At 71.1% G+C, this 23952-nt stretch carries 23 protein-coding genes; 9 read left to right on the top strand and 14 right to left on the bottom strand.

The window, feature by feature from the left end; all coding sequences use genetic code 11:
- Positions 1-225 precede the first annotated feature (225 nt).
- Together ACZ63D_RS23660 and ACZ63D_RS23655 are read left to right on the top strand one after the other, a co-directional pair.
- The gene (locus ACZ63D_RS23660; protein ID WP_465356510.1) at positions 226-1179 is read left to right on the top strand and encodes a hypothetical protein; all 954 of its coding nucleotides are present in this window, start codon (positions 226-228) and stop codon (positions 1177-1179) included.
- Positions 1180-1638 (top strand): hypothetical protein, encoded by a 459-nt coding sequence (locus ACZ63D_RS23655; RefSeq protein ID WP_465356509.1) that lies wholly within the window; start codon positions 1180-1182, stop codon positions 1636-1638.
- On the opposite strand, the gene ACZ63D_RS23650 is transcribed toward ACZ63D_RS23655, so the two are convergent.
- The 4 genes from ACZ63D_RS23650 to ACZ63D_RS23635 all read right to left on the bottom strand — a co-directional run bounded on the left by ACZ63D_RS23650 (position 1635) and on the right by ACZ63D_RS23635 (position 5788).
- Positions 1635-2465 carry a tRNA (adenine-N1)-methyltransferase gene (locus ACZ63D_RS23650; protein ID WP_009078143.1) on the bottom strand — a complete coding sequence of 277 codons (831 nt, stop codon included), beginning with the start codon at positions 2463-2465 and terminating at the stop codon, positions 1635-1637. The two genes, ACZ63D_RS23655 and ACZ63D_RS23650, sit on opposite strands and share 4 nt — an antisense overlap.
- Before the next feature lie 81 nt (positions 2466-2546).
- Positions 2547-3701, bottom strand: a complete 1155-nt coding sequence (locus tag ACZ63D_RS23645; RefSeq protein ID WP_465356508.1) for a M50 family metallopeptidase — start codon at positions 3699-3701, stop codon at positions 2547-2549.
- A 128-nt stretch (positions 3702-3829) separates the two neighbouring features.
- Positions 3830-4972, bottom strand: coding sequence for a 4-hydroxybenzoate 3-monooxygenase (locus tag ACZ63D_RS23640; RefSeq protein WP_465356507.1), 1143 nt, complete (start codon positions 4970-4972; stop codon positions 3830-3832).
- A gap of 90 nt (positions 4973-5062) precedes the next feature.
- A complete protein-coding gene (locus ACZ63D_RS23635; RefSeq protein ID WP_465356506.1) occupies positions 5063-5788 on the bottom strand; it encodes an AraC family transcriptional regulator in 726 nt (241 codons plus the stop codon).
- A gap of 296 nt (positions 5789-6084) precedes the next feature.
- On the opposite strand from ACZ63D_RS23635, the gene ACZ63D_RS23630 reads away from it, so the two are divergent.
- The 3 genes from ACZ63D_RS23630 to ACZ63D_RS23620 all read left to right on the top strand — a co-directional run bounded on the left by ACZ63D_RS23630 (position 6085) and on the right by ACZ63D_RS23620 (position 8764).
- The gene (locus ACZ63D_RS23630) at positions 6085-6975 is read left to right on the top strand and encodes a RecB family exonuclease (protein WP_465356505.1); all 891 of its coding nucleotides are present in this window, start codon (positions 6085-6087) and stop codon (positions 6973-6975) included.
- Positions 6975-7766 (top strand): thioesterase family protein, encoded by a 792-nt coding sequence (locus ACZ63D_RS23625; protein ID WP_465356504.1) that lies wholly within the window; start codon positions 6975-6977, stop codon positions 7764-7766. Before ACZ63D_RS23630 ends, ACZ63D_RS23625 begins: the two co-directional genes overlap by 1 nt.
- Before the next feature lie 62 nt (positions 7767-7828).
- Positions 7829-8764, top strand: a complete 936-nt coding sequence (locus ACZ63D_RS23620) for a ParA family protein (RefSeq protein WP_465356503.1) — start codon at positions 7829-7831, stop codon at positions 8762-8764.
- 65 nt (positions 8765-8829) lie between these two features.
- Here the strand turns inward: ACZ63D_RS23620 and hisG are convergent, their stop codons facing one another.
- The 3 genes from hisG to ACZ63D_RS23605 all read right to left on the bottom strand — a co-directional run bounded on the left by hisG (position 8830) and on the right by ACZ63D_RS23605 (position 10725).
- The gene (gene hisG / locus ACZ63D_RS23615) at positions 8830-9675 is read right to left on the bottom strand and encodes an ATP phosphoribosyltransferase (RefSeq protein WP_465356502.1); all 846 of its coding nucleotides are present in this window, start codon (positions 9673-9675) and stop codon (positions 8830-8832) included.
- A gap of 35 nt (positions 9676-9710) precedes the next feature.
- Positions 9711-9974, bottom strand: a complete 264-nt coding sequence (locus ACZ63D_RS23610; protein ID WP_465356501.1) for a phosphoribosyl-ATP diphosphatase — start codon at positions 9972-9974, stop codon at positions 9711-9713.
- Positions 9975-10038: 64 nt separating this feature from the next.
- Entirely contained in the window at positions 10039-10725 is a 687-nt protein-coding gene (locus ACZ63D_RS23605; protein WP_465356500.1) for an HAD family hydrolase, read from the bottom strand.
- A gap of 151 nt (positions 10726-10876) precedes the next feature.
- Between ACZ63D_RS23605 and ACZ63D_RS23600 the strand changes: the two genes are divergently transcribed.
- Together ACZ63D_RS23600 and ACZ63D_RS23595 are read left to right on the top strand one after the other, a co-directional pair.
- Entirely contained in the window at positions 10877-11788 is a 912-nt protein-coding gene (locus ACZ63D_RS23600; protein ID WP_465356499.1) for a PAC2 family protein, read from the top strand.
- A gap of 206 nt (positions 11789-11994) precedes the next feature.
- A complete protein-coding gene (locus tag ACZ63D_RS23595; protein ID WP_465356498.1) occupies positions 11995-12264 on the top strand; it encodes a hypothetical protein in 270 nt (89 codons plus the stop codon).
- Positions 12265-12309: 45 nt separating this feature from the next.
- Here the strand turns inward: ACZ63D_RS23595 and ACZ63D_RS23590 are convergent, their stop codons facing one another.
- The 3 genes from ACZ63D_RS23590 to ACZ63D_RS23580 are packed head-to-tail and all read right to left on the bottom strand — an operon-like array spanning position 12310 to position 14941.
- Complete coding sequence (locus ACZ63D_RS23590; protein WP_465356497.1) at positions 12310-13140, bottom strand: metallophosphoesterase family protein; 831 nt, start codon at positions 13138-13140, stop codon at positions 12310-12312.
- Entirely contained in the window at positions 13104-14360 is a 1257-nt protein-coding gene (locus ACZ63D_RS23585; protein WP_465356496.1) for an MFS transporter, read from the bottom strand. Before ACZ63D_RS23585 ends, ACZ63D_RS23590 begins: the two co-directional genes overlap by 37 nt.
- Positions 14357-14941 (bottom strand): ArsR/SmtB family transcription factor, encoded by a 585-nt coding sequence (locus ACZ63D_RS23580; protein ID WP_465356495.1) that lies wholly within the window; start codon positions 14939-14941, stop codon positions 14357-14359. Before ACZ63D_RS23580 ends, ACZ63D_RS23585 begins: the two co-directional genes overlap by 4 nt.
- Before the next feature lie 296 nt (positions 14942-15237).
- Between ACZ63D_RS23580 and ACZ63D_RS23575 the strand changes: the two genes are divergently transcribed.
- Positions 15238-16863, top strand: coding sequence for an ABC-F family ATP-binding cassette domain-containing protein (locus tag ACZ63D_RS23575; protein WP_465356494.1), 1626 nt, complete (start codon positions 15238-15240; stop codon positions 16861-16863).
- 63 nt (positions 16864-16926) lie between these two features.
- On the opposite strand, the gene mshC is transcribed toward ACZ63D_RS23575, so the two are convergent.
- Positions 16927-18165 carry a cysteine--1-D-myo-inosityl 2-amino-2-deoxy-alpha-D-glucopyranoside ligase gene (gene mshC, locus ACZ63D_RS23570; RefSeq protein WP_465356493.1) on the bottom strand — a complete coding sequence of 413 codons (1239 nt, stop codon included), beginning with the start codon at positions 18163-18165 and terminating at the stop codon, positions 16927-16929.
- A gap of 81 nt (positions 18166-18246) precedes the next feature.
- Positions 18247-19011, bottom strand: a complete 765-nt coding sequence (locus ACZ63D_RS23565; RefSeq protein WP_465356492.1) for a MerR family transcriptional regulator — start codon at positions 19009-19011, stop codon at positions 18247-18249.
- 116 nt (positions 19012-19127) lie between these two features.
- Here ACZ63D_RS23565 and ACZ63D_RS23560 point away from each other — a divergent pair, with 116 nt between their 5' ends.
- The gene (locus ACZ63D_RS23560) at positions 19128-20441 is read left to right on the top strand and encodes a cytochrome P450 (RefSeq protein ID WP_465356491.1); all 1314 of its coding nucleotides are present in this window, start codon (positions 19128-19130) and stop codon (positions 20439-20441) included.
- Positions 20442-20500: 59 nt separating this feature from the next.
- Here the strand turns inward: ACZ63D_RS23560 and ACZ63D_RS23555 are convergent, their stop codons facing one another.
- The gene (locus ACZ63D_RS23555; protein ID WP_465356490.1) at positions 20501-22459 is read right to left on the bottom strand and encodes a hypothetical protein; all 1959 of its coding nucleotides are present in this window, start codon (positions 22457-22459) and stop codon (positions 20501-20503) included.
- Positions 22459-23856, bottom strand: a complete 1398-nt coding sequence (locus ACZ63D_RS23550; RefSeq protein ID WP_465356489.1) for an ATP-binding protein — start codon at positions 23854-23856, stop codon at positions 22459-22461. Before ACZ63D_RS23550 ends, ACZ63D_RS23555 begins: the two co-directional genes overlap by 1 nt.
- Positions 23857-23952: the final 96 nt, after the last annotated feature.

Raw genomic sequence — 23952 nt, 5'->3', positions numbered from 1 at the left:
AAGACCGGCGCGTCGCGCTTTTTCCTCCGGAGAAGCACGGCCGCAAGCGCAGCGCAAGCGGCCGTTTCGGTGCCGCGGCCGGGATTCCGCTCCGCGCGGTTTCCGCAACGCGGAACTGAACGCGCTCCGGATGCCCCGCCGGAGAGCGCGCGAAACCGAGTTGCGGGTTGGCTGCGCGGAAGGGCGCGCGGATGGCTAGCATCCCCGGGTGGCCACGCTCCGCTCGTGGCCTGGACTTTCGCGAGCACGGCAGGGGGAACCGAGATGACGTATCCGCCGCAGCAGCCCGGCGGCTGGGACCAGGGCGGCCGGCAGCCGAACCCGTACGGGGGCCAGCCGCAGTACGGGCAGCAGCCTCAGCAGGGCGGATGGAACCAGGGCGGGCAGCCGCAGTCCGGCGGATTCCCCGCCGCTCCCGGTCCCGGCTCCCCCGGGCAGGGCGGCCCCTACCAGGGCGGATACCCGCAGCAGGGCGGTCCCCAGCAGTACGGCCAGCAGCCGGACCAATTCGGGCAGTTCGGACAGCAGCCTGGTCAGCCTGGTCAGCCTGGCCAGTTCGGGCAGCAGCCGGGCCAGCCCGGCGGGCCGTTCGGGCAGCAGCCCGGGCAGTTCGGCGGGTTCGGCGAGGAGCCGCCGAAAAAGAAGAAGACCGGCCTCATCGTGGGCCTCGCGATCGGCGCGGTGGTGGTCCTGGGCGGCGCGACCGGCCTGGTCATCTGGCTGACCGGCGACAGCAAGGACACCAAGGACGCCAAGACCGCGGCGCCGGCGTCGTCCTCCGCCCCGGCCACCGGGTCGCCGTCCAGCAGTTCGAGCAGCGGTTCGTCCTCGTCCCCGTCGACCTCGTCGTCGGGTTCGAGCAGCGGAAACTACCCGGCGGCGTCCGGCGCGAAGGCGACCTCGGGCGAGCTGTTCCAGGCCGCGTCCGCGGCGTACAACAGCTCCGACACCGACGGGCTGTACTCGATGCTGTGCACCAGCCTCACCCAGGGCCAGAAGCCGACCGAGAAGATGCCCTCGGGCATCCACTTCGAGCTGACCAGCAGCCCGCAGGAGAACGGCGACCAGGCGACGGTGAAGTACCACGTCACCATGGCCGCCAAGACCGCCGACGGCACCCTCACCGCCCTTCGCCAGGGCGGGGCCTGGTGCCTCGGGAAGGTCAGCACGGACCACTAGGTGAGACGCCGGCTCGGCACGGCACTCGGCCTGCTCGCAGTCGTTGTCGCGGGCGGTGTCCTCGGCTTGCTCTTGATCGGGCTGCCGGGGCCCGCCCGCCCCTCTTCGGAACCGCCCGCTCCCCCACCGCCGCCGCGAAGCAGCACGTCCTCGACTCCCGCGCCCGCGGCGGATCAGGCCGCGATCGCGACGCTGGCGCGCACTCTCGTCGACGCGATCACGCGCGCGGACTCCGCCGAATTCGGCACTCTCGCTTGCAAACCGCAAACTGCCGCGGCGTTGCGGGAACTTCAAGCCAAATGGGACGCCGCCGGTCCGCTGCGCGTCACGCTCGCCGGGCCACCGGCGATCGCGGGCGACGACGCCACGGTGACCGTCCGGGTCGAAGGCACCGGCGGGCACAAGGAAACCCCGTTCCCGCTGCGGCGCGAGAACGGGCGATGGTGCATCCCTGGTTAGCCTTTGCCCTTGCTGGGCCGTCGTGAAACGCGCGGCGACACTGTGCCGTCCGCCAGCCGACGGGCAGTGAGCAGGAAAGCGGTGTGCGCGACCATCCGATGGTCCGGCCGCACCGCCAGGCCGACGACGTGCCAGGGCCGCATCAGCGTCTCCCACGACTCCGGCTCGGTCCAGCACTGCTGTTCCCGCAGCGATTCCGTGACGCGCGACAGCTGGGTGACGGTGGCGACGTACACGGTCAGCACCCCGCCGGGCACCAGATGCTCGGCGACGTTCGGCAGCTGATCCCACGGTGCCAGCATGTCCAGCACGACCCGGTCGACTTCGCCGGTGTGCGTGGCCAGATCGGCGACGGTGAGCGTCCAGTTGTCCGGCTTCTCGCCGAAGAACTTCACCACGTTGCGCTCGGCGTGCTCCGCGTGGTCGTCGCGGATCTCGTACGAGAACACCTGCCCCGCCGGGCCGACCGCGCGCAGCAGCGAGCAGGTGAGCGCGCCCGAACCGGCACCGGCTTCGAGGACGCGGGCGCCCGGGAAGATGTCGCCCCACATCACGATCTGGGCGGCGTCCTTCGGGTAGATCACCTGCGCGCCGCGCGGCATGGACAGCACGTAGTCCGGCAGCAGCGGGCGCAGCGCGAGATACGTGCTGCCGCCCGCCGAAGTGACCACGCTGCCCTCGGGACGGCCGATGAGGTCGTCGTGCGCGAGAGCGCCGCGATGCGTGTGGTACTCGCCGCCGTCGGCGAGCGTAAGGGTGTAGTGCCTGCCTTTCGAGTCCGTCAGCTGAACCCGGTCACCTGCACGAAACGGTCCGCTGACCGACAACTTCTTCCTCCACTGCGAAAACCGGAACGCCGACGTCGAATCCTCGCAGGTCGTCCCGCGCCCGTCGTGCGCGGGTGCCCCTCACTGAGCGCGACGGCCCTGCATCAGCGCGGTCCGCAGGTCTTCGCGGCGCAACACGCCCGCGGGACGGCCTTCGTCGTCGACCACGAGGAACTGCCAGGCGGGCGTCTCGCGCACGCGCTCGGCGATCTCTTCCCCCGGCTCCGACGCCAGCAGCACCGTCTCGGCACGAATCGGTTCCGCGGCCTGCTCGGCGGGCGCGTGCGGGCTGACGCTCGCCAACTGTTGTGCGGCTTGCTCGTCCAGCAATCCCGCCGCGACACCGTCCGCGCGCACCAGCACGACGCCGCGTCCCGCCGACGCCGCCAAGGCGTCGGACACCGGGCTTTCCGCGGGCAGCTGCAAGACCGGACGCACCAAATCGGACAGTTCCAGTCCCGCGGGCCAGCCGCGCCGGGCTTCCGCGGCCAGTTCGGACCGCGCGCCGAGGATCACGAACCACGCCGTCACGACGCAGACGCCGAGCCGCAGCCAGCGGTCCGGGCTCTGCATGGCCAATCCGAGCAGCGCCCAGACGATCAGCCCGGTCGCGACCAGTGCCCCGCCGGCGACCGCGGCCCGGGTTCCCTTGGCCCGCAACCCGGTCACCGCCCAGACGCCGGCGCGCACGAGCCGTCCGCCGTCCAGCGGCAGACCGGGAAGCAGGTTGAAGAACCCGACCGCGAAGTTGGCCACCGCGCACTCCGCGACCAGCAGCCACACCGCGCCGTCCGGCGGCACCGCGAACAGCAGCAGCGAACAGAACCCGCCCAGCACCAGCGAAACCGCGGGCCCCGCCGCGGCGACGAGCCCTTCCTGGCCGGGCCGTCGCGGCGTCCGGGCCACTTCGGACAGTCCGCCGAGGAGGAACAGCCGCAGCCGCCGCACCGGGATCCCGAGCCGCAGCGCGACGAGGCAGTGCCCCAGTTCGTGCGCGAGCACGGAAAGCCCGAGCAGCACGGCGAACGCGGCGGCGAGCAGCCACGCGGTCGGCGTCGAGACGTCCGGCAGCAGCCGTCCGACCAGCGGCGCGTAGAGCACCACGATGATCAGCGACCCGATCCACCACGACGGGGCGAGCAAAACGGGCACCCCGCCGACCCGGAACAGCAGCAGGCCGCCGTCCCCGCCGGCGCGCCGCGCGGGCCCGGCACCGTGCTGACTGGTCGCGGCCATGCGGCACAGCGTAGGGGTCGGCGTGTGGGAAGCCGGTGACCCGGTCTCCCCGGACGAGTGGTGTCGGTCTCGCCCGGCGGCCGCGGAGGTCTAGCTCTCCGGAAGCAGCCCTCCGCGGCCTCGGCTCGTCAGGCGGGCACCGGCGGGCGCGGCTGGACGAGGTTCTCCAGGTTGGCCAGGGCGATCCGCTTCCGGAACTCCCCGCGGCCGGTCGCGTCCCCGGAGTCGTGCATCGTGTCGGTCATCCAGACCGCCGCCGCCTGCCGTTCCCAGACGTGCGCCAGGCAGGTGTCCGAATAGCTCTCCAACAGGCTCGGCTCGTCCTTCTCCACCTGGTGGACGATCGCGCGGGCGAGGACCTCCGCGTCGTGCAGCGCGAGGCTCATCCCTTCCGCGCTCATCGGGGAAATCAGGTGCGCCGCGTCCCCGAGAAGGCACAGCCTGCCGTAGCGCATCGGGCTGAACACCACCCCGCGCAGCGGCACGACCTGTTTCGTGGCGATCGGCCCCCGCCGCACCGGCGAGCCGAACCTCGTGCCGAGTTCTTCCCAGACGCGCTCGTCCGGCCAGGCGTCGGCAGTGTCGTCGACAGGGCACTGGAGGTAGATGCGGCTCGCGTTGGGGCCGCGGGTGATCTGGGCGGCGAAGCCCCGGGAATGCACCGCCATCACGGCTAGCGGGTCGGCAGGCACTTCGGCCAGGACGCTGAGCCAGGCGTACCCGAATTCGTGGCTGTGGCAGGCAAGGAAGCCGTCCGGGATCGCCGTCCGGCTGATTCCGTGGAACCCGTCGGCGCCAGCGACGAACTCGCAGCTGATCGTTTTGTCCCGGTAGTGCACCCGGGGCTGCTCGGTGTCGAGCCCTTCCAGCGTGACGTCGTCCGCCTCGAACCGGAGGTCGCCGCCGTCGCGAAGGAAGATCCGGATGAGGTTCTGGACGAGCACCTGCTGCGGGATGAACGCACCGGCGCCGTCCTCGTCGGTGTCCATTCGCCAGGCGCGCTTCTCGCCGTGGACGATCAACGGCAGCGTGACGTCGGATCGTCCGTCGCCGTGTCCCTCGACTGCCTCGCCCACTCCCCAGTCGTGCAGCATCCGGACGCCGCGACCGTCGAGAGATCCGGCTCGCTGGCGCTGCTCGACGTACTCGCGGCTGTGCTTTTCCAAGACGACGCAAGGGATCCCGCTGCGAAGGAGGACTGTGCCGAGCGTCAGCCCGGCCACCCCGCCGCCCACGACGACCACGGTGGTTTTCTCGTCTGCCTGTGTCATTTCGTTCCCCGGAAAGAGTGTTCGCCGACCCGCGGGCCGGCCTGGTGATCACCACTTTCTTCCCGGCTCCGGACTACCGGCCACCGCTCATCAGCCGCCCGGTAACGAAAACCCGCCACCTTGCTCCCGCTGCCCGCGCACTCCGGCCTGGTAGCGCCCCGGCGTCTGCCCGACCAGCGCCGTGAACGCCGCGATGAACGCCGACGGATTCGACCACCCGCACACGATCGCCGTGTCGGTGACCGATTCGCCCTCGGTCAACCGGAACAACGCGTGATGGACCCGCAGCACCGTGCGCCAGCGCTGAAAGCTCATGCCGAGATCGGCGGAGAACAACCGGCTGAGAGTCCGCTCGCTGGCTCCCGCCGCCCTGCCCAGCTCGGCCAGCGTCTCTTCCCGCCCCGGATCGTCGTGCAGCAGCTCGGTGACGGCCCGCACCCGGTCGTCCCGGGGCTCCGGAAGATGCAACGACTCGCCCGGCGTCTTTCCCAGCTCGTCGAGCACCACCGCCCGAACCCGCGCCGCCGCCTCAGCCGACCGCTCGTCCTCGCCGGTCAGCGCCAGAATCCCCGCCCGCAGCAACGGCGACACCGCGAACACCCGAGGCTCCCGCGCCAGCGCCGCGCACTCCTCCACCGGCACCGCGAGAATCCGCGCGTCCGTACGCCCGTAAAACCGATGCGCATGCTCGAACCCCGGCGGAGTCCACGCAACCCGATCCGCGGGCGCGACCCAAGTCCCGAACTCAGTGGTAGTAGCGAACACCCCGCTGGCCGCGTACACCAGCTGCCCGCAAGCATGGGAATGACTCCCCATCCGAAACCCGCCCGGCAGCCACCCCGCCCCCCGCGGCGTCATCCCACGCGGCCTGCCCACCCCCCAAACCCTACCCACGCCACACCCCCAACCAACCCAACCCAACCCATCCCCACCTGACCCAAACGCGGGATCGCGTCGGCGCGTCGAGGAGCAGCGTGCACGGCCCCCCGGGCCGGGTGCGCTGCTCCTCGACGCGCCGACTTCCAGGCGATCCCGCCCGCGACGACGAAGTCGGCGCCATCAGACACAGCGGGGCAAACACAATTGTCGTACCCCGGCGTTAGGCTCACGGCATGTCCGACACCGCTACGGTCACCACCCCTCCCGGGGCCGACGCTCCCGCCCGGAGGCGGCCCGCGTTGTCGCCGTCCCGGGCGAGCGACTTCAAGCAGTGCCCGCTGCTGTACCGGTTCCGCGCGGTCGACCGGCTGCCGGAGGTGCCCACCCGGGCGCAGCTGCGCGGCACGCTCGTCCACGCGGTTTTGGAGCGGCTTTTCGCTCTGCCCGCCGCGGAACGGGTCGCTCCGCGGGCGAAGGAGCTGCTCGCGCCGACGTGGACGGAGCTGTCCGCCGAGAGTCCGGAGTGGACGGAGCTGTTCGCGGACGGCGAACCCGGCGAGACCGAGAAGTGGCTGGCCTCGGCCGAGAAGCTGCTGGATTCCTATTTCGAGCTGGAGGATCCGCGCCGGCTGGAGCCGGAGGCGTGCGAGCTGCACGTGGAGATCGAGCTGGGCTCGGGGGTGCTGCTGCGCGGGTACATCGATCGGGTGGATGTCGCGCCGACGGGCGAAATCCGGGTCGTGGACTACAAAACCGGCGCCGCTCCGCGGGAGATCGGCGAGGCGAAAGCCTTGTTCCAGATGAAGTTCTACGCGCTGGTGCTGTGGCGGCTGCGCGGGGTCGTCCCGCGTCAGCTGAAGCTGATGTACCTCACTGACGGGCAGTCGCTGGCCTACACGCCGGACGAGGCGGAGCTGGTCCGGTTCGAGCGGACGCTGGAAGCGATCTGGCAGGCGATCCTGAAGGCGGGCAGGACCGGCGATTTCCGGCCGAACAAGGGCAGGCTGTGCTCGTGGTGCGACCACCAGGCGCATTGCCCGGAGTTCGGGGGCACGCCGCCGGAGTATCCGGGCTGGCCGGAGCCTGATCCGGGCGAGGAGACGGTATTGGACCGGGCCGACTGATGGGCGACGCGTTTTTCCTCCCGCTCGGCGGCGAGCGGTACGAGGCGACTGAGCACACCACCGGCCCGTGGAGTCCGGGGGCGCAGCATTTCGGTCCGCCGTCGGCGCTTCTGGTGCGCGGGCTCGAACGGCTGGAGTCGGCGCGTCCGGCGCAGCTGGCCCGGGTCACAGTCGAGATCCTCGGGCCGGCTCCGGTGGGCGAGCTGGAGCAGCGGTCGTGGATCGAGCGGCCGGGCCGGACGGTCGAATTGGTCCAGTCCGAACTGTCCGCGAACGGCCGGACGGTGGCGCGGGCGTCGGGGTGGCGGATCGCGACGTCCGACACCGGCGACGTCGCCACCGACGGCGGCCCGCTCCTGCCCGCGGCCGAAGCGGGCACCGAAGCGGCCTTCCCGGACGGCTGGGAAGGCGGTTACCTGCACGCGATCGAATGGCGTTCGGTCCGCGGCGCGATCTCCGGGCCGGGCCCGGCCGCGGTGTGGGCGCGGCAGCGGTATCCGCTGGTCGACGGCGAGGAGCCGACGGGCCTGCAGCGGCTGTTCGTCATCGCCGACTCCGGCAACGGCGTGTCGCACTTCCTGCCGACGGCGGACTGGTGGTTCATCAACTCCGAGCTGACCGTGCACCTGCGCCGGATCCCCGAGGGAGAGTGGATCGGGCTGGACGCGGTCACGCTGGTCGGACCGCACGGGATCGGCACCGCGACCAGTACGCTGCACGACCGTTCCGGCCCGGTCGGCACCGGCGCGCAGGCTTTGCTGGTGCGGCCGCGACAGGCCGGGGGCGGATGAGCGCGCCTCGGCGGGCAAGTCCGATAGCCTTCGCGGAACGACCGACAAGGGAGCGCTCCGGCATGCAGATCACCTCGGTGGTCAACCAGAAGGGCGGGGTGGGCAAAACCTCGCTGAGCGTGGGCGCGGCGGCGGCCCTCGCCGAACGCGGCAGGCGGGTGCTGCTCGTCGACCTCGACCCGCAGGGGCACGCGACGACCGAGATGCTCGGCATGGACGAGGTCCCGGCGGAGGCGCCGAGTCTGGCCAAGGCGCTGACGAAGCTGTGGAAGGGCCCGATCGAGCAGCTGGCGGTCCCGCATCCGCGCAGCAACCTCGGCCGGGGCGGCGCGTTCGACGTGATCCCGACGTCGCCGGGGATGTTCGACCTGATCCGCAGGCTGGACCAGTTCCGGGTGCCCGGCTGGCAGCTGGCGCGGGTGATCCAGTTCGCGCACTACGACCACGTGATCATCGACTGCCCGCCGGCCCAGGACGTGCTGACGAACAACGCGCTGGCGGCCTCGCACGGGATCCTGGTGCCGGTCCAGCCGGACAAGACGAGCATCCGGGCGCTGCGCCTGCTGTCGGACCAGGTCCGCTACGTGGAGCAGACCACGGGCCGCTCCCCCATCTCGTGGTTCGGCATCGTGCCGGGCCTCTACCGCCGCCCCATCTCGCATTACGCCGCGGCCGCGCTGCAGGAGATGTACTCCTTCGGCGTCCCGATGCTCTCGCACATCCCGCTGGGCGTCGTGATGAACGAGGCGGCCGCGCACGGCGTGCCGGTGACGACGTTCGCCCCGGAAACCATCCAGGCCGTGTCGTTCCGCGAAATCGCCGAAACGCTCGACGGCTACCTGGCGCAGAATCCGGGCCCCACCGAGGTTCCCGCTGACGACGAGTTCGTCTTCGAGGACTTCATCTCCGAGGTAGCGGTGGCGCGCAACGTCAACGACAACGGCGCGCGCAAGAAGCTCTACGACCTGATGCCGAAGCGCCCGAACCGGCCCCGCTGAGCACCTTCTACATGCGACAGAGGGCGTCCCCTCCGAAGAGAAGACGCCCTATGGTCACGCAGTTCTCACAACCGGCAGGACCGGATGTCCGACGCCAGCACCGCTTTCGCGCCGGTCTCGGCCAGCTCGTCCATGATCCGGTTGACTTCCTTGCGCGGCACCATCGCCCGCACCGCGACCCATTTCTCGTCCGCCAGCGGCGCCACCGTCGGCGACTCCAGCCCCGGCGTGATCGAAATGGCCCGGTCGAGGATGTCGCGGGGGCAGTCGTAGTCGAGCATCATGTAGTGCTGCGCGAAAACCACGCCCTGCAGCCGGGCCGCCAGCTGCGATTTCGCCTTCGATCCCTCGCTCCCGGCGCGCTGCAGCAGCACCGCTTCCGACGCGCAGATCGGTTCTCCGAACGCCACCAGGTTGTGCTGGCGCAACGACCGGCCGGACTCGACCACGTCCGCGATGGCGTCCGCGACCCCGAGCTGGATCGAGATCTCCACCGCGCCGTCGAGCCGGATCACCTCGGCCTCGACGCCGTGCCGCGCGAGGTCGTCGCGGACCAGCCGCGGGTACGACGTCGCGAGCCGCTTCCCGTGCAGGTCAGCGGGTTTCCAGTCTCGTCCGGCGGGCGCGGCGTAGCGGAACGTCGACGCGCCGAAGCCGAGCGCGAGCACCTCGTCGACCGGGGCTCCGGAATCCAGCGCCAGGTCGCGCCCGGTGATGCCGAGGTCCAGTTCGCCGGAGCCGACGTAAATGGCGATGTCCTTGGGACGGAGGAAGAAGAACTCGACCTCGTTGACCGGGTCGAGCACGGTCAGGTCCTTGCCGTCATGTCGCTTGCGGTAGCCCGCCTCGGAAAGCATCTCCGCCGAGGCGGCGGCGAGGGCTCCCTTGTTCGGCACGGCAACACGCAGCATTTCGGTCTCTCCTCGGTCTCCGGTGCGCGAGCGCGTCACAGGTAGCGGTACACGTCCTCGGTCGTAAGCCCCCGGCCGAGCATGAGCACCTGCACCCGGTACAGCAGCTGCGAGATCTCTTCCGACAGCCGCTCGTCGGATTCGTGCTCGGCGGCGATCCACACCTCGCCCGCCTCTTCGAGCACCTTCTTGCCCTGTGCGTGCACCCCGGCGTCCAGTGCGGCGACGGTGCCGGACCCGTCGGGACGGGTACGCGCGCGCTCGGCAAGCTCCGCGAACAGCTCATCGAAGGTCTTCACGGGGCCGAATCCTTTCATCCCGCGCTCGTCCGCGCCGTTCCGGGTGACCCGGAAGCCGCCGGGGTCACAGCGACGGCAGGAGCGCGGCCAGTTCGGGCACGCCGACACCGGCCAGCGACGTGCGGAACACCCGGCGCGGGCCGTCCGGCACGGACACGTCGTTGGGCACCACGAGCACCGCGCAGCCAGCGCGTTCGGCCGATTCCGCGCCCGGCGGCGAGTCCTCCACCGCGACGCACCGCTCCGGAGCCACGCCCAGCAGCTCGGCGGCCTTCAGGTACGGCCGAGGGAGGGGCTTGTTCTCGCCGCCGACCTCGTCGCCGCAGACCGTGACGTCGAAGAATTCCCGCCCGATCGTGTCCAGCGCGAGTTCGGTCAGCGCCCGTTCGGTGGAGGTGACCAGCGCGGACTTGATCCCGGCCGCGCGGACCGCGGCCAGCGCCTCGCGCGCGCCCGGACGCCAGGGCAGCGCGTCGTCGAACAGCCCGGCGGTGCGGCGGCGGATCCACTCCCCCGTTTCCGCGACCGCTTCCGGCGTGACCGGGCGGCCGGTCTGCTCCAGCAGGACGGTGGCGGTGGCGTCCATGTTGGACCCCACGAGCGTCATCCGGATTTCTTCCGAAAGCGTGCCCCCGAGCGCCTCGGCGGCCTCGTACAGCGCGACGTCCCACAGTTTCTCGGAATCGACGAGGGTGCCGTCCATGTCCCAGAGGACAGCCGCCAATCCGTCCGAAGAGGACGGTTCAGTCACAGTTTCTCCTTGTCCGCCTGCGCGCCCCGGCCGGGCGCGCCCGCCTCCAGCCTCCCACGCGCACCGCCGTGAGCGGGGCCACACCCGGGCTGTGACACGCGGGGGCGGACACGCTGCGCAGCGTAGGTGGCCGAGGCCGTAGGCTGGTCAGGTGAGTGAGCCTGTCGACGACACCCCGCGGCCCGGCGACCCGGAGCAGGACCGCACCGATGCCCCGCGCCCGATCATGATTTTGGCCTTCGAGGGCTGGAACGACGCGGGCGATGCGGCCAGCCAGGCGATCGAACACCTCCAGCTCACGTGGGACGCGACGCCCTTGGCCGAGCTCGAGCCGGACGACTACTACGACTTCCAGGTCAGCCGCCCCACGGTGAAGATGGTCGACGGCATCACCCGGCGGGTCGAATGGCCGACCACCCGGCTGTCGGTGTGCCGTCCCGAGGGCTTCGACCGCGACCTGGTGCTGGTGCAGGGCCCGGAGCCGAACATGCGCTGGCGGAAGTTCTGCGCGGAGATCGTGGAGCACGTCCAGGAGCTGGACGTGGCGATGGTGGTCGCGCTCGGCGCCCTGCTGGCCGACACCGCGCACACCCGCCCGGTCCCGGTCACCGGGACCGCCTACGACAAGGACACCGCGAGCAAGTACCGGCTCGAGGTGAGCAACTACCAGGGCCCGACCGGCATCGTCGGCATCCTGCAGGACTACTGCGTGCAGGCGGGCATCCCGGCGGTGTCGATCTGGGCCGCGGTGCCGCACTACGTCTCGCATCCGCCGTCGCCGAAGGCCACCCTGGCGCTGCTGCACAAGCTGGAGGACGTGCTCGACGTCGAGATCCCGCTCGGCGCGCTGCCGGAGCAGGCCGAGGAGTGGCAGCAGACGGTCAGCGAGATGGCCGACGAGGACGAGGAAATCAGCGAGTACGTGCGCAGCCTCGAGGAACGCGGCGACGCCGAGACCGACTTCACCATGGAAGAGGTCTCCGGCGACAAGATCGCCGCCGAGTTCGAACGCTACCTGCGGCGGCGGCGTCCCGGGCAGGACGGCGGGTTCGGGCTCCGCTGAGGCCGTTCGAGAACGGGTGGCTCTCCGCACACGAGCGAGGGAGCACACCGTGATTTCCGGACTACGAACAGTGAAACCGGCCGCCCGCCGGGATGACGGCGCCTGCGCCGTTGACTGATCGCGCCGCGCCGCTCTGGCGCCGTCCCGAACACGTCTCGTTGACTGGCCTTGCGCGAGCGACGTCGCGCGGACCAGGAGGTATGGACATGTTCGGCAAGGCACTAGCGGCGGCAGTGCTCGCGGCGGGCGCGATCACCGCGTCGGCGGCGACCGCGTCGGCGGCACCGGTTTCGCCGGTGAAGGTGAACGATTTCGGCGCCTGCATGGACTACGCGGTGGGCGAGTACGACATCGAACCCTGGCTCGCGCGCGACGCGTGCGACGCCGCCACGTTCATGGAGTGTTACCGGGTCCTTCGCCGTGCCGACGTCCCCGCGCAGGTCGCGGCGACCGCCTGTCGGCTCTCCTTCGACTGATCCGGTGAAGGGCGCGACCGGGCTGCGCGGGCAGGCCGGTCGCGTTCAGGCGGTGAGCAGCTTCCGCACCGGCACCGCGCCGCGCGCCCGCTTCCGCCACTCCCGCGGATAGCCGAGCGAGACCTCTTCGAACCGCACCCCGTCCGCGGAGGTGGTGCGCGGGATGTGCAGGTGCCCGTACACCGCCAGCTCGGCGCGGTAGCGCAGGTGCCAGTCCTCGGTCTGCGTGGTGCCGCACCAGAGCGCGAAATCGGGGTAGTACAACGGGTTCGTCGGGTGCCGGTGCAGCGGCCAGTGCGACATCAAGATCGTGCGGCGGCCGGCCGGGATCGCGTCTAGCCGGTCCCGGCTCACCTTCAACCGCTGCTCGCACCAGGCGGCGCGCGATTCGTACGGGTCGGGGTGCAGGTAGTACTCGTCGGTGCACACGACACCGATCTCGCGGGCGTGCGCGAGCGCCTCTTCGCGGGTTTTGCCCTCGGTCGCCGGGGTGCGCCAGCTGTAGTCGTAGAAGACGAACAGCGGCGCGACGGTCAGCGGCTCCGGGCCGAACTCCCACACCGGGAACTCGTCCTCGGGCGTGAGCACGTCGATCGCGCGGCACTGCTCCACCAGGAACTCGTACCGCGCCTGGCCGCGCAGCTGGCATTCGTCATTCGGCGTGGTCCACAGCTCGTGGTTGCCCGGGACCCACACGAGTTTCGCGAACCGCTCGCGCAGCCTGGCGAGCGTGTCCCGGACGACCTTGGCGGACTCGGCGACGTCGCCGGCGACAAGCAGCCAGTCGCCGGGACCGTCGGGCACGATTTCGTCGACGATCGGGCCGTTGCCCTCGTGGGTCACGTGGAGGTCGCTGGTGGCGAAGAGAGACGGCACTTGTCCACCGTAACGAGTTTCCGCGCCCGGGAGCGCCGGAACCGCCCATTCCCCCACCCCAGAACGACCAGCCCGGCGCTCACGTGGAGCCCTGCCTGCACGTTCAGCAGCACTGTCGGGCCGGTCACCGCGACGAGCGCGCCGGCCAGCAGCGAACCGGCCGCCGTGCCCGCGGCCATCAGCGCGTACACCGTGCTCAGCACCCGTCCCGCCCGGTCCGGGCCGGTTTCGGCCTGCACGTGCGACAGCAGCCCGGCCCCGGCCACGACGGCGGGCGCGCCAACCGCCATGAACAGCCCGACGTACACCCCGAGCACCGTGGTCGCGCCCGGAAGATTCCAGATCGCCACCGACATCAGCCCGGCGGCGACCAAGCCCCAGCCCTGCAAAAGCACCGGTGCCACCCGGCGGGCCAGCGTCGCCACCGCGAACCCGGCCACCAGGCCGCCGATCGCCTGCACCCCGCGCAGTAGCCCGGCATCGGCCTCGCTGCCGCGGAGGACGTCGAGCACGAACACCACGAACAGCACCAGAAACATGCCCTGCGCGAGCGAAGTCAGCAGCGCCGACACACTGGTCGCGCGGAGCCGCCTGCCCGCGAGATCGCGGACCCCGGCGAGCCAATCCGGCTTCTCAGGCGCGGTCTTGCGCACTGCCGCGCGGCGGAACGGGAACGCGAGCAGCATTCCCGCGACCGCCAGCGCGCCGAGGTAGCCGAAGACCACGCGATCCAGTCCGCCCCAGCCCAGCAACGCTCCCCCGGCCCAGCCGCCAGCGAGCCGCGCGACGCTGCTGTTCACGCTCATCAGCCCGTTCGCGGGAGTGACGTCCTCGACGCCGACCAGTTCCGGCACCAGCGCGCTTCGCGCCGGTTCGAACACCGAGGCCAGCCCCGCTTGCGCCGCCATCACCGCGTAGATCGCCGCCACCGGCAACTCGGTTCCGGCCAGCAGCGGCAGCACCACCAGCGCCTGTCCGGCGCACACCACCGCCAGCACGACCCGGCGGTCCCACCGGTCGGCGACCACCCCGGCGACCGGGCTCAGCACCACCGCCGGCAGCAGGCCGAGCACGATGCTCAACGCGGTCGTGACCGCGGACCCGGTACGGACGAACAGGTACACCGGCAGCGCGACCTGCAGCATCCATTCGGCCGTCTCGCCGAAGAACGCGGAGACCCAGAGCCGGGCGAATCCCGGCGCGGCGAGCAGCCTTCTCATGCCGGTTTCCCGTCGTGCCCGATCCGGCGGAAGGCCCGCATCGAGAGGAAGACCGCCCGGGCGTCGGCCGGGGCGTCGTACCGGATCGTGCTGACGTACGGCCGGATCAGGTCGTCGATCGCCTTGGTCAGCGCGGTGACTTCGGCGGGCGTCGCGTTCAGGCCGTAGGAGAAGAAGCCGCCCGCTTCGCGCCAGCCCTCGTCCAGCTGCTCAAGCGTGTCGAGGTACCGCTGGGTCAGCTCCTGCTCCTCGGCCAGCTCGGTTCCAGTGACCGCCAGCTGCGCCGCCGCGACCGCCGGGTCGCCGCCCGGGCCGCCGAGCACCAGCCCGACCTGGCACGCCCGCCACGGCCGCTCCCGGCCGTCGCCGCCCTCGGCCCGCTCGACCAGGCCGTGCTCGGCCAGCTTCCGCAGATGCCAGCTGCAGTTCGACGCCGTCGACCCGACCGCGTCCGCGCATTCGCTGGCCGTCGACGGGCCGACCGCCATCAGGTGGTGCACCAGCGCCGACCGCAGCGGATGCGCGAGCGCCCGCAGCAGCTCGACGTCCTCGACGCGCTTGCGCGGGGGCAGTTCAGCCATCAGCCGTCCCTACTCTGAAAGGTTTCTTTCGAAAGTTCTCTTTCAGAGTTGCAGGCGGTCGGCCTGACGTCAAGCGGGACGGCGTGCTCATCCGCAGCGACAACGGGTCCTCGTGGAGATCGAGCGAAAATCACTTGCGCTCCCCCGCCGCCCCCGCGTTAAGCTCCCGCCCATCATGGACAGCTGATCCGAGCCCTCCCCGCATCGAGGCCGCTCCCGGTCGAGCCCTGCTCCCGGGAAGCCGCGCGTTGCCCGTCGGGGATTTCGCTTCCACCGCAAAGGCCCGGTGATCACTCATGTCTCCTGTCCTGCACGCCTCCGACCTCGTCTTCGGCTACGGAGCCCGCACCGTCCTCAACGGCGTCTCGCTCGTCGCGTCGCCGGGGAGGCGGATCGGCCTCGTCGGCGAGAACGGGGTCGGAAAATCCACCTTGCTGCGCTTGCTGGCCGGGCTTGAAGTCCCGCGCGCCGGCGACGTCGTGCGGCACGGCGATCTCGGTTTCCTCTTCCAGGAACTGCCGTTCGCCGGCACCGCGACGGTTTCCGACGTCCTCGACGAGGCGCTCGCGGAGATCCGGACCGCGGCGGCCACGCTCGACAAGCTCGCCGCCGTGCTCGCCGAACGTCCCGACGACCCGGATGCGCTCAGCGAGTACGGCCACGTCCTGGAATGGGCGCAAGCCCACGACCTGTGGGACGCGGACCGCCGCGCGGACCTCGTCCTCGCCGGGCTCGGGCTCGGCGACCTCAGGCACGACCGGCGGCTGCAGACGCTCTCCGGCGGCCAGCGATCGAGGCTCGGACTCGCTGCGCTGCTCGTGCGGCGGCCGCGCATCCTGCTGCTCGACGAGCCGACCAACCACCTCGACGACAACGCGATGGAGTTCCTCGAGCGCCACCTCGCGGAGCTGACCGGCGTCGTCGTGCTGTCCTCGCACGACCGCGTGTTCCTCGACGCGGTCTGCACGGACATCGTGGACCTGGATCCGGTTCCGGCGGACCGCCGCGTGGGCGGCGCGACGCGCTACGGCGGCAGCTACACCGATTACCTCAGCCAGAAAAAGGCCGAGCGAGCCCGCTGGGAGCAGCGGTTCGCCGAAGAACAGGAGGAACTCAAACAGCTGCGGGAATCCGTGCACGGCACCGCGCGCCGCGTGGCGCACAACCGCGCGCCGCGGGACAACGCGAAAATGCTCTACGACTTCAAGACCGGTCGCGTGCAGAAGCAGATTTCCCGCCGGGTCCGCAACGCGCAGCTCAAGCTCGACACCTTGGAGCGCGAGCAAGTCCGGAAACCGCCCGCGCCACTGCGGTTCCGGGCCACCCTCACCGCGGAAACCAGCGGCGAAGGCCCGGCGGTGTCCGTGCACGGCATCGCGGTGCCGGGCCGGGTGCGCCTGGACGAACTCGACGTGGACCGCACCGCGCGGCTCCTCGTGACCGGCGGCAACGGAGCGGGCAAATCCACGCTGCTGGCGGTGCTGGCCGGTCAGCTCACGCCATCGGCCGGGACTGTCCACTTCGGACCCGGGGTGCGGGTGGGGTTGCTGGAGCAAGACGTCACGTTCGCCCGGCCGAAGCGGACCGCGCGGGAGGTCTACCGGGCGGCGGCCGGCGAAGCGGCACCTTCGCTGTCCACGCTCGGGCTGCTGCCGCCGCGGGAGCACGACCGTCCGGTCGGCGAGCTTTCCGTGGGTCAGCGGCGCAGGCTGGCGCTGGCGGTGCTGCTCGCGGAGCCGCCGGATGTCCTGCTGCTGGACGAACCGACCAACCACCTGTCCCTCAGCCTGGCCGAGGAACTGTCCGAAGCGCTCGACAGCGCGCCGGGCGCGGTCGTCCTTGCTTCGCATGACCGGTGGCTGCGCCGTCGCTGGGAAGGCGACCACCTGGCGCTGGTTGATGGCCTGCGCCAGGATGTATAGGTCGTTATACAGTTAGCAAGCGAGGCCGGGCGGCGGACCGCTCGGCCTCGCTTTCCGCCGAATTCAGAGAACGATGCCCAGCAAGGCGTCCACGGCATCCTTGATCGCGCCCGGAGCCGCCTCGTCGGCGCCGTCGCGGCGCAGGGCCGACGTGACCCAGGCGTCGATCGCGATGAGGGCCTTCGGCGTGTTCAGGTCGTCGGAGAGGTGGTCGCGCAGCCGTGCCACGGTGTCCTCCGCCGAAGGCCCGGCCGGGAGCGCGACCGCTTCGCGCCAGCGGGCCAGCCGCTCCTGCGCCTCGACCAGAAGCTGGCCGGTCCACGCCCGGTCCTCGCGGTAGTGCCCGGCGAACAAGGCGAGCCGGATCGCCGCCGGGTCGACGCCGTCGGCGCGCAGCCGCGACACGAAGACCAGGTTGCCGCGGGACTTCGACATCTTCTCGCCGTCGAGCCCGATCATCCCGGCGTGCACGTAGTGCCGGGCGAACGGATGGTCGGCGGCGACGGCTTCGGCGTGCGCGGCGCTGTACTCGTGGTGCGGGAAGATCAGGTCGGACCCGCCGCCCTGCACGTCGAAGCCGAGCCCGAGACGGTTCACCGCGATCGCGCTGCATTCGATGTGCCAGCCCGGCCGTCCGGCGCCCAGCTCCGACTCCCACGACGGCTCGCCTTCGCGCGCGACGCGCCACAGCAGCGCGTCCAGCGGGTGCCGCTTGCCGGGACGGTCCGGATCGCCGCCGCGTTCGGCGAAGAACTTCGCCATGGTCTCGGCGTCGTAGTTCGACTCGTAGCCGAACCGGCCGGTCGCGTTGTGGTCGAAGTAGACGTCCGGGAACTCGGCGTCGTCCGCCCGGTAGGCGCTGCCGTCGGCGAGCAGCTTCGCGATCACCTCGACGATCTCCGGGATCGCCTCGACCGCGCCGACGAACTGGCGCGGCGGCAGCACCCGCAGCGCCTCCATGTCCTCGCGGAACAGCGCCGTCTCGCGCATGCCGAGCACGACCCAGTCGTCCGAATCGCGCTGTGCGCGCTCCAGCAGCGGCTCGTCGATGTCGGTGACGTTCTGCACATAGTGCACCTCGTGCCCGTTGTCGCGCCACACCCGGTTGACCAGGTCGAAGGCGAGATAGGTGGCGGCGTGGCCGAGGTGGGTGGCGTCATAAGGGGTGATGCCGCAGACGTACATCCGGGCGGCGGCTCCGGGTGCCGTCGGGCGGACCTGCCCGGTCGCGGTGTCGTGAAGCCGGAGGGGACGGGGCGTGCCGGGCAGCCGGGGCACGGCGACGGATGACCAAGTCTGCATACCTCCGACTGTAAGCGTGACGTCCGTCCGGCATCCCACCCGGTGGGAGGGACAGCCGCGCTGTCCCTCCCACCGGAACGATCACGCCGTCTGCCGTACGGCGTTCGCCCGTACGGCGTCCCGCACGTACGCCCCGATGCCGGGCCGCTGCTCGTCTTCCCGGACAAGGAACGCCAGCTGCGCGGGCTCGTCGGCGTACAGGTCCGCGATCTTCTGCTGCATCGCGTACCCGCACTCCCCCATCACCGCCGACAGCATCGCCCGGTGTTCCTCGGCGAGCTGCCCGGCCGCCGGGCTGTCCGCGGGCTCGCCCTTGTCCACCAGCGCGACCAGCCGGCTCACCCAGTCCTTCCGCTGCCGCTCCGCCTCGGCCCACTCCTGCTTGCTCCCCGGCAGCTGGGTCTGCTGCCACTCGGGGCAGTCGCCCCAGCGCCGCACGGCTTCCTCCGCGTAGCCCTCCGGCGGCTGGAACCCGCCGAACACCTCGAACTTCTCCTCGGGAGTCAACATGTTGCCCATGGCTCTCGCCTCCAGCAATCGATCGACGCCCGCGACCATGCGCGCGATCCGGTCCGCCTTCGCCACCAGCAGCTCCCGCTGCCGTTTCAAGTGGGCGTCGGCGTCCGGTTCCGGGTCCGCGAGCAGGGACGCGATCGTCTCCAGGGAAAAGCCGAGCTCCCGGTAGAGCAGGATCCGCTGCAGCCGGTCGAGATCGGCCTCGTCGTAGCGCCGGTAGCCGGACGCGGTCCGCCCGGTCGGCGACAGCAGCCCGATCTCGTCGTAGTGGTGCAGCGTGCGCACGGTGACGCCGGCCAGCGCCGCCGCCTCGCCCACCTGGTAGCCCATCGTTCTCCCCTGTCTTTTCGGCCGATTGGCCCTTGCGAGAAACCACGATCGCGCCTCACGCGGCGTGAGGGTCAAGTCTGGTGGACACCGGGGTTCGGCGCGAGTACGAACGAAGCATGGCTCTGCGCACGCCCATCCGCGCCCATTCCCCTCTTCCGCCAGGTCCCCGGCTGCCGCTCGCGGTGCAAACCGTCCTTTTCGGCGCTTTCCGCAACTCCCTCCTTCCGCTGCTGCGCCGGCGCTACGGCGATGTCGTGCGGCTGAGGCTCTACCCGGAACGTTCGGTGGTGCTGATCGGGGACCTCGACCTGGTCCGCGAAATCTTCGCCGGTCCGGTCGAAACGTTCCACGCCGGCGAGGGGAACATGGTGCTCAAACCCATGCTGGGCGAGCATTCCGTGCTGCTCACCGACGAGGAAGAGCACCGCCGGGCGCGGAAACTGCTCATGCCCGCGTTCAACGGCGCGGCGATGCGCGGGTATCGCGACATGGTCACCGAGCTGACGGCCGCGGAACTGGAGCGGTGGCCGCAGGACCGGGCGTTCCGGGCGCACGACCGGATGCGGGCGCTGACGCTGGAAGTGATCCTGCGGGTGGTGTTCGGGGTGGCGGACGGACCCCGGCTGGCGGAATTGCGGGTCGCGCTGGAGCAGGTCATCGACATCAGCGCGCTGGATCTTTTCGGCTGGCACAGTCCGGCGCTGCAGAAATTCGGGCCGTGGCGGCGCAACCGGGAGCGGCAGGAGCGGGTCGACCAGCTGCTGTACGCGGAGATCGCCGAACGACGGGCGGCACCGGATCTCGCGGAGCGGACCGACGTGCTGTCCCGGCTGCTGATCGTGCCCGGCGACGATCAGCTCAGCGACGTCGAATTGCGCGACCAGCTGATCACCTTGCTGCTGGCCGGGCACGAGACCACGGCTACCGCGCTCGCGTGGGCGCTGCACGAGCTGGCCCGGGATCCCGCCACCGCCGCGGCGACCGCTCGCGCCGCCGACGAGGGCGACGAGAAGTACCTGGAAGCAGTGGCCAAGGAAGCGATGCGGCTGCGGCCGATCATCTCCGAGGTCTCGCGGAAGCTCACCAAGGACCTGCGGGTCGGGCCGTACACCGTGCCCGCCGGGTACATGGTGCTGCCGTCGATTTCGCTGGTCCACGCGGACGCGGAGCACCATCCGTCGCCGGAGGTGTTCGATCCGACGCGCTTTCTCGGCAGCGGCCCGCCCACCGGGAGCTGGTTCCCGTTCGGCGGCGGCGCGCGGCGCTGTCTCGGGGCCGGATTCTCGTTGCTGGAGGCGACGATCGTGCTGCGGGAGCTGTTCGCCCGCTACCGGGTCAGCGCGCTCAGTCCCCGGCCGGAACGGACGAAGACGCGGCACATCACGCTCGTTCCCGGCGACGGAGCGCGGATCCTGGTGCACCGCCGGTAAGTCCGTGAGGGAACCCTGAATCTGATTCCCCAGGGTTCCCTCACGGACGTTCGGGCGAGTCAGCGGCGGCGGGTGCGGAGGTAATCGCCTACGACCGCGGCGCCCAGGCCGTCCAGGTCCGGGGCCACGACCCGGCCGCCGGATCGGCGGGCGATGGTGTCCACGAAGGCTTCCAGCCGCGGGTCGTCGCCCAGCCGGAAGACGGTGACGGACGCGCCCAGCTTGGCGATCCTGTCCACTTCGGACAGTGTCTTGTAGATGGTCGCCGGTTCGGGCGGATAGGAGAATTCCGCTTCGCCGTCGGGTTCCAGATGGGCGGTGGGTTCGCCGTCGGTGACCATCAGGACCACCGGCTGGGCATCCGGATGACGGCGCAGGTGGCGGCCGGCCAGCAGCAGCGCGTGGTGGGCGTTGGTGCCTTGTTCCCAGGTGCCTTCCAGGCCGACCAGTTCCGGCAGTTCCACGGGCATCGCGTAGCGGCCGAACGTGATCAGCTGCAGCGCGTCGTTGCGGAACCGCGTGCTGATCAGCTGGTGCAGGGCCAGCGCGGTGCGCTTCATCGGCAGCCAGCGACCCTCCTGGACCATCGACCACGATGTGTCGACCAGCAGCGCGACCGCGGCTCGGGAACGGTGTTCAGTCTCGATGACTTCGACGTCCTCGACATCCAGCCGAACACTCCCCGCACCGACTGCGGTGGACCGCAGCACCGCGTTGCGCACCGTGCGCGGGACGTCCCAGGGCTGCATGTCACCGAACCGCCAGGGACGGCTCGAACCGGTCGGTTCGCCTGCCGCGCCCGCGGATTCGGTTTCCCGCTCTCCGGTTTTGCCCCGCAGGGAATTGACCACATCGGACAGTGCGGTCTCGCCCAGACGGCGCAATGCCTTGGGAGACAACCGCAAGGTGCCGTCCGCGGCGCGCTCGAAAAGACCTTGCTGACGTAGTTCTCGTTCCAGTTCGGACAACCTGCGGGCATCGACGCCCGCGTCCGGACCGAGCTGGCGTTCGAGTGCCTCCAGGTCGATGTCTTCCAGGCGGGCGCCGGGATACGACTGGCCCAGCTGCTCGGCCAGTGCGTCCAGTTCCGCCAGGTCGGCCATCGCCTGCGCGCCTTCGCCGAGGCCCAGCGGGTCCTGGCCGCGGAAGCGCGAGGACGACGTCCAGTCCTCCCCCGGCCGCAGCGCGCGCAGCTGGGAGTCCAAAGCGGACAGTTGCTGCGCCAGCCTCGGGTCGCCGAACGCTTGCTGTGCCAGCTCGGCCAGTTCGGCCCGCTGTTCCTCGGACATCGAGTTCAGCATGCGTTGCGCGGCGGCGGAACGGGCGGCGAGAACGTCGATCAGCTCGTCGACGTTCTGCGGGTTCTCCGGGAAGAACTCGCCGTGCCGCCGCATGAATTCGTCGAAGCGTTCGCCGATGTCGCTCACGCCTTGCGCGTGCGCGGAGAGCAGCGCGTTGAGATCGCCGAGCATCTGGTTGATCCGCTCGACGTCCTCGGGCCCGGCGTTCTGCATCGCCTGCTTCATGCCCTGGAACCGCGCGTCCAGCATCTCGCGGCCAAGAAGGTCGCGGATCTGCTGGTACTTCTGCCTCGCCTCGTCCGAGCGCCAGTCGTACTCGTTCAGCTCACGGACCGCCGCGGCGGTGCCGGGCGGCAAGGCGTCCAGCTGGGCTTCGCGGAACCGGGCCTCGTCGTCGGGGTCCGGGAACAGCTCGCGGCGCTCGGCTTGGAGTGCTTCCTGCAACAGCTGCTGGACTTCCTGCAGAGTGCCGTCCAGGCGGTGCCGCCGTTGGATTTGGGAGCGGCGCTGCCACAGCTGGCGGGTCAGTTCGTCCAGCCCGGCAGTGCGTTCGGTGCCGCGGCGCAGGAGTTCTTCCAGCGCCGAACGCGGGGACGAACCGCCCATGACCTCGCGGCCGATCTCGTCCAGCGCGTCCCGCAGGTCCGCGGGCGGGGCCAGCGGATCCGGCCCGTCGTGCCACGGGCCGTAGGAATATCCCTCCGGTAGCAGCGGCATTATTCGCCGTACACCGTCGTGCCGTCGTCGGAGTCCTTCGCCAGCCTGCGGGCGAGGAACAGCGACTCCAGGGCCAGTTCGACCGCCGCCGCGATCCGGCCCGCCGGCTCGTCCGCAGACACTCCGGCCCGCTGGGCGACCTCGTGCAGCACCGGCAGTTCCGGAAGCGCGGCAAGGACTTCCGCCCCGGGGATGCGTTCGCCGGTGGCGACCAGGTGACCGTCGGCGACCGCGTCCGACAGCGGACGCAGGTCCAGCCCGGCGAACCGTTCGCGGGCGGTTTCCGCGATCGCGCGGCGCATCAGGTGCACGAGGTGCTCGACCTCGCGGCCTTCCTCGCCGGGCTCGAATTCGACCTTGCCGCGCAGCACGGCGGGCACGGCCTCGAGATCGACCGGCCGCGCGACCGCCGGGTCCTCCCCCGTCACCGCGGCCCGGCGCAGCGCGGCCGCCGCGACGGTTTCGGCCGCGGCCACGGCGAACCGGGCGGACACGCCGGAACGCTGGTCGATCACCGGCGATTCGCGCAGGTTGCGCACGAACCGGGCGAGCACCTCCAGCAGCGGCTCGCCGACCTCCGCGACGAGGTTCGCCTCCTGGCGCACCACGGCGACCTCGGACTCGACGTCCAGCGGATAGTGCGTGCGGATTTCCGCTCCGAAGCGGTCCTTGAGCGGCGTGATGATCCGGCCGCGGTTGGTGTAGTCCTCGGGGTTGGCGGTGGCGACCAGGAGCACGTCCAGCGGCAGCCGCAGCGTGTAGCCGCGGACCTGGATGTCGCGTTCCTCCATGACGTTCAGCAGCGCGACCTGGATGCGCTCGGCGAGGTCGGGCAGCTCGTTGATCGCGACGATGCCGCGGTGCGCGCGCGGCACGAGTCCGAAGTGGATGGTCTCCGGGTCGCCGAGACTGCGGCCCTCGGCCACCTTCACCGGGTCGACGTCGCCGATCAGGTCGCCCACGCTGGTGTCCGGCGTGGCCAGTTTTTCGGTGTAGCGCTCGCTGCGGTGCCGCCAGGCCACCGGCAGGTCGTCGCCGAGTTCGGCGGCGCGGCGGAGCGAGGCGGGCGTGATCGGGTCGAGCGGGTGCTCGCCCAGCTCGGAGCCCTCGATGACCGGGGTCCACTCGTCGAGCAGCCCGGCCAGGGTGCGCAGCAGGCGGGTCTTGCCCTGGCCGCGTTCGCCCAGCAGGACGACGTCGTGGCCGGCGAGCAGGGCGCGTTCGAGCTGGGGCAGCACGGTGCGGGAGAAGCCGACGATGCCGGGCCAGGCGTCGCGGCCCTCGCGCAGCGCGGCGAGCAGGTTGTCGTGGATCTCGCGCGCGATCGGGCGCGGGGCGTATCCGGCGGCGCGAAGCTCGCCGGCGGTGCGGGGAAGAGCGTCGGGAACAGCGTTCACCCCTTCGACGCTACTGACCGTTCCGGCATCCGTCGATGTGGAGCGGCTCCAGCCGGGCGGGGATCGGCGGAGCCGGGAGGAACCGGTAAAATCAGC

The organism is Amycolatopsis sp. NPDC104775 (assembly GCF_055583325.1).
The sequence above is the reverse complement of the archived record's forward strand: the minus strand, read 5'-3'. Positions and strand labels throughout refer to the sequence as shown.

What these genes read in the sequence shown, in the direction of transcription:
- hisG (WP_465356502.1), bottom strand. Translation starts at nt 9,675, where the DNA reads ATGCTGCGTGTTGCCGTGCCGAACAAGGGAGCCCTCGCCGCCGCCTCG.
- ACZ63D_RS23645 (WP_465356508.1), bottom strand. Translation starts at nt 3,701, where the DNA reads ATGGCCGCGACCAGTCAGCACGGTGCCGGGCCCGCGCGGCGCGCCGGC.
- ACZ63D_RS23640 (WP_465356507.1), bottom strand. Translation starts at nt 4,972, where the DNA reads ATGACACAGGCAGACGAGAAAACCACCGTGGTCGTCGTGGGCGGCGGG.
- ACZ63D_RS23560 (WP_465356491.1), top strand. Translation starts at nt 19,128, where the DNA reads ATGGCTCTGCGCACGCCCATCCGCGCCCATTCCCCTCTTCCGCCAGGT.
- ACZ63D_RS23625 (WP_465356504.1), top strand. Translation starts at nt 6,975, where the DNA reads ATGGGCGACGCGTTTTTCCTCCCGCTCGGCGGCGAGCGGTACGAGGCG.
- ACZ63D_RS23620 (WP_465356503.1), top strand. Translation starts at nt 7,829, where the DNA reads ATGCAGATCACCTCGGTGGTCAACCAGAAGGGCGGGGTGGGCAAAACC.
- ACZ63D_RS23565 (WP_465356492.1), bottom strand. Translation starts at nt 19,011, where the DNA reads ATGGGCTACCAGGTGGGCGAGGCGGCGGCGCTGGCCGGCGTCACCGTG.
- ACZ63D_RS23575 (WP_465356494.1), top strand. Translation starts at nt 15,238, where the DNA reads ATGTCTCCTGTCCTGCACGCCTCCGACCTCGTCTTCGGCTACGGAGCC.
- ACZ63D_RS23585 (WP_465356496.1), bottom strand. Translation starts at nt 14,360, where the DNA reads ATGAGAAGGCTGCTCGCCGCGCCGGGATTCGCCCGGCTCTGGGTCTCC.
- ACZ63D_RS23635 (WP_465356506.1), bottom strand. Translation starts at nt 5,788, where the DNA reads ATGGGGAGTCATTCCCATGCTTGCGGGCAGCTGGTGTACGCGGCCAGC.
- ACZ63D_RS23580 (WP_465356495.1), bottom strand. Translation starts at nt 14,941, where the DNA reads ATGGCTGAACTGCCCCCGCGCAAGCGCGTCGAGGACGTCGAGCTGCTG.
- ACZ63D_RS23630 (WP_465356505.1), top strand. Translation starts at nt 6,085, where the DNA reads ATGTCCGACACCGCTACGGTCACCACCCCTCCCGGGGCCGACGCTCCC.
- ACZ63D_RS23555 (WP_465356490.1), bottom strand. Translation starts at nt 22,459, where the DNA reads ATGCCGCTGCTACCGGAGGGATATTCCTACGGCCCGTGGCACGACGGG.
- mshC (WP_465356493.1), bottom strand. Translation starts at nt 18,165, where the DNA reads ATGCAGACTTGGTCATCCGTCGCCGTGCCCCGGCTGCCCGGCACGCCC.
- ACZ63D_RS23595 (WP_465356498.1), top strand. Translation starts at nt 11,995, where the DNA reads ATGTTCGGCAAGGCACTAGCGGCGGCAGTGCTCGCGGCGGGCGCGATC.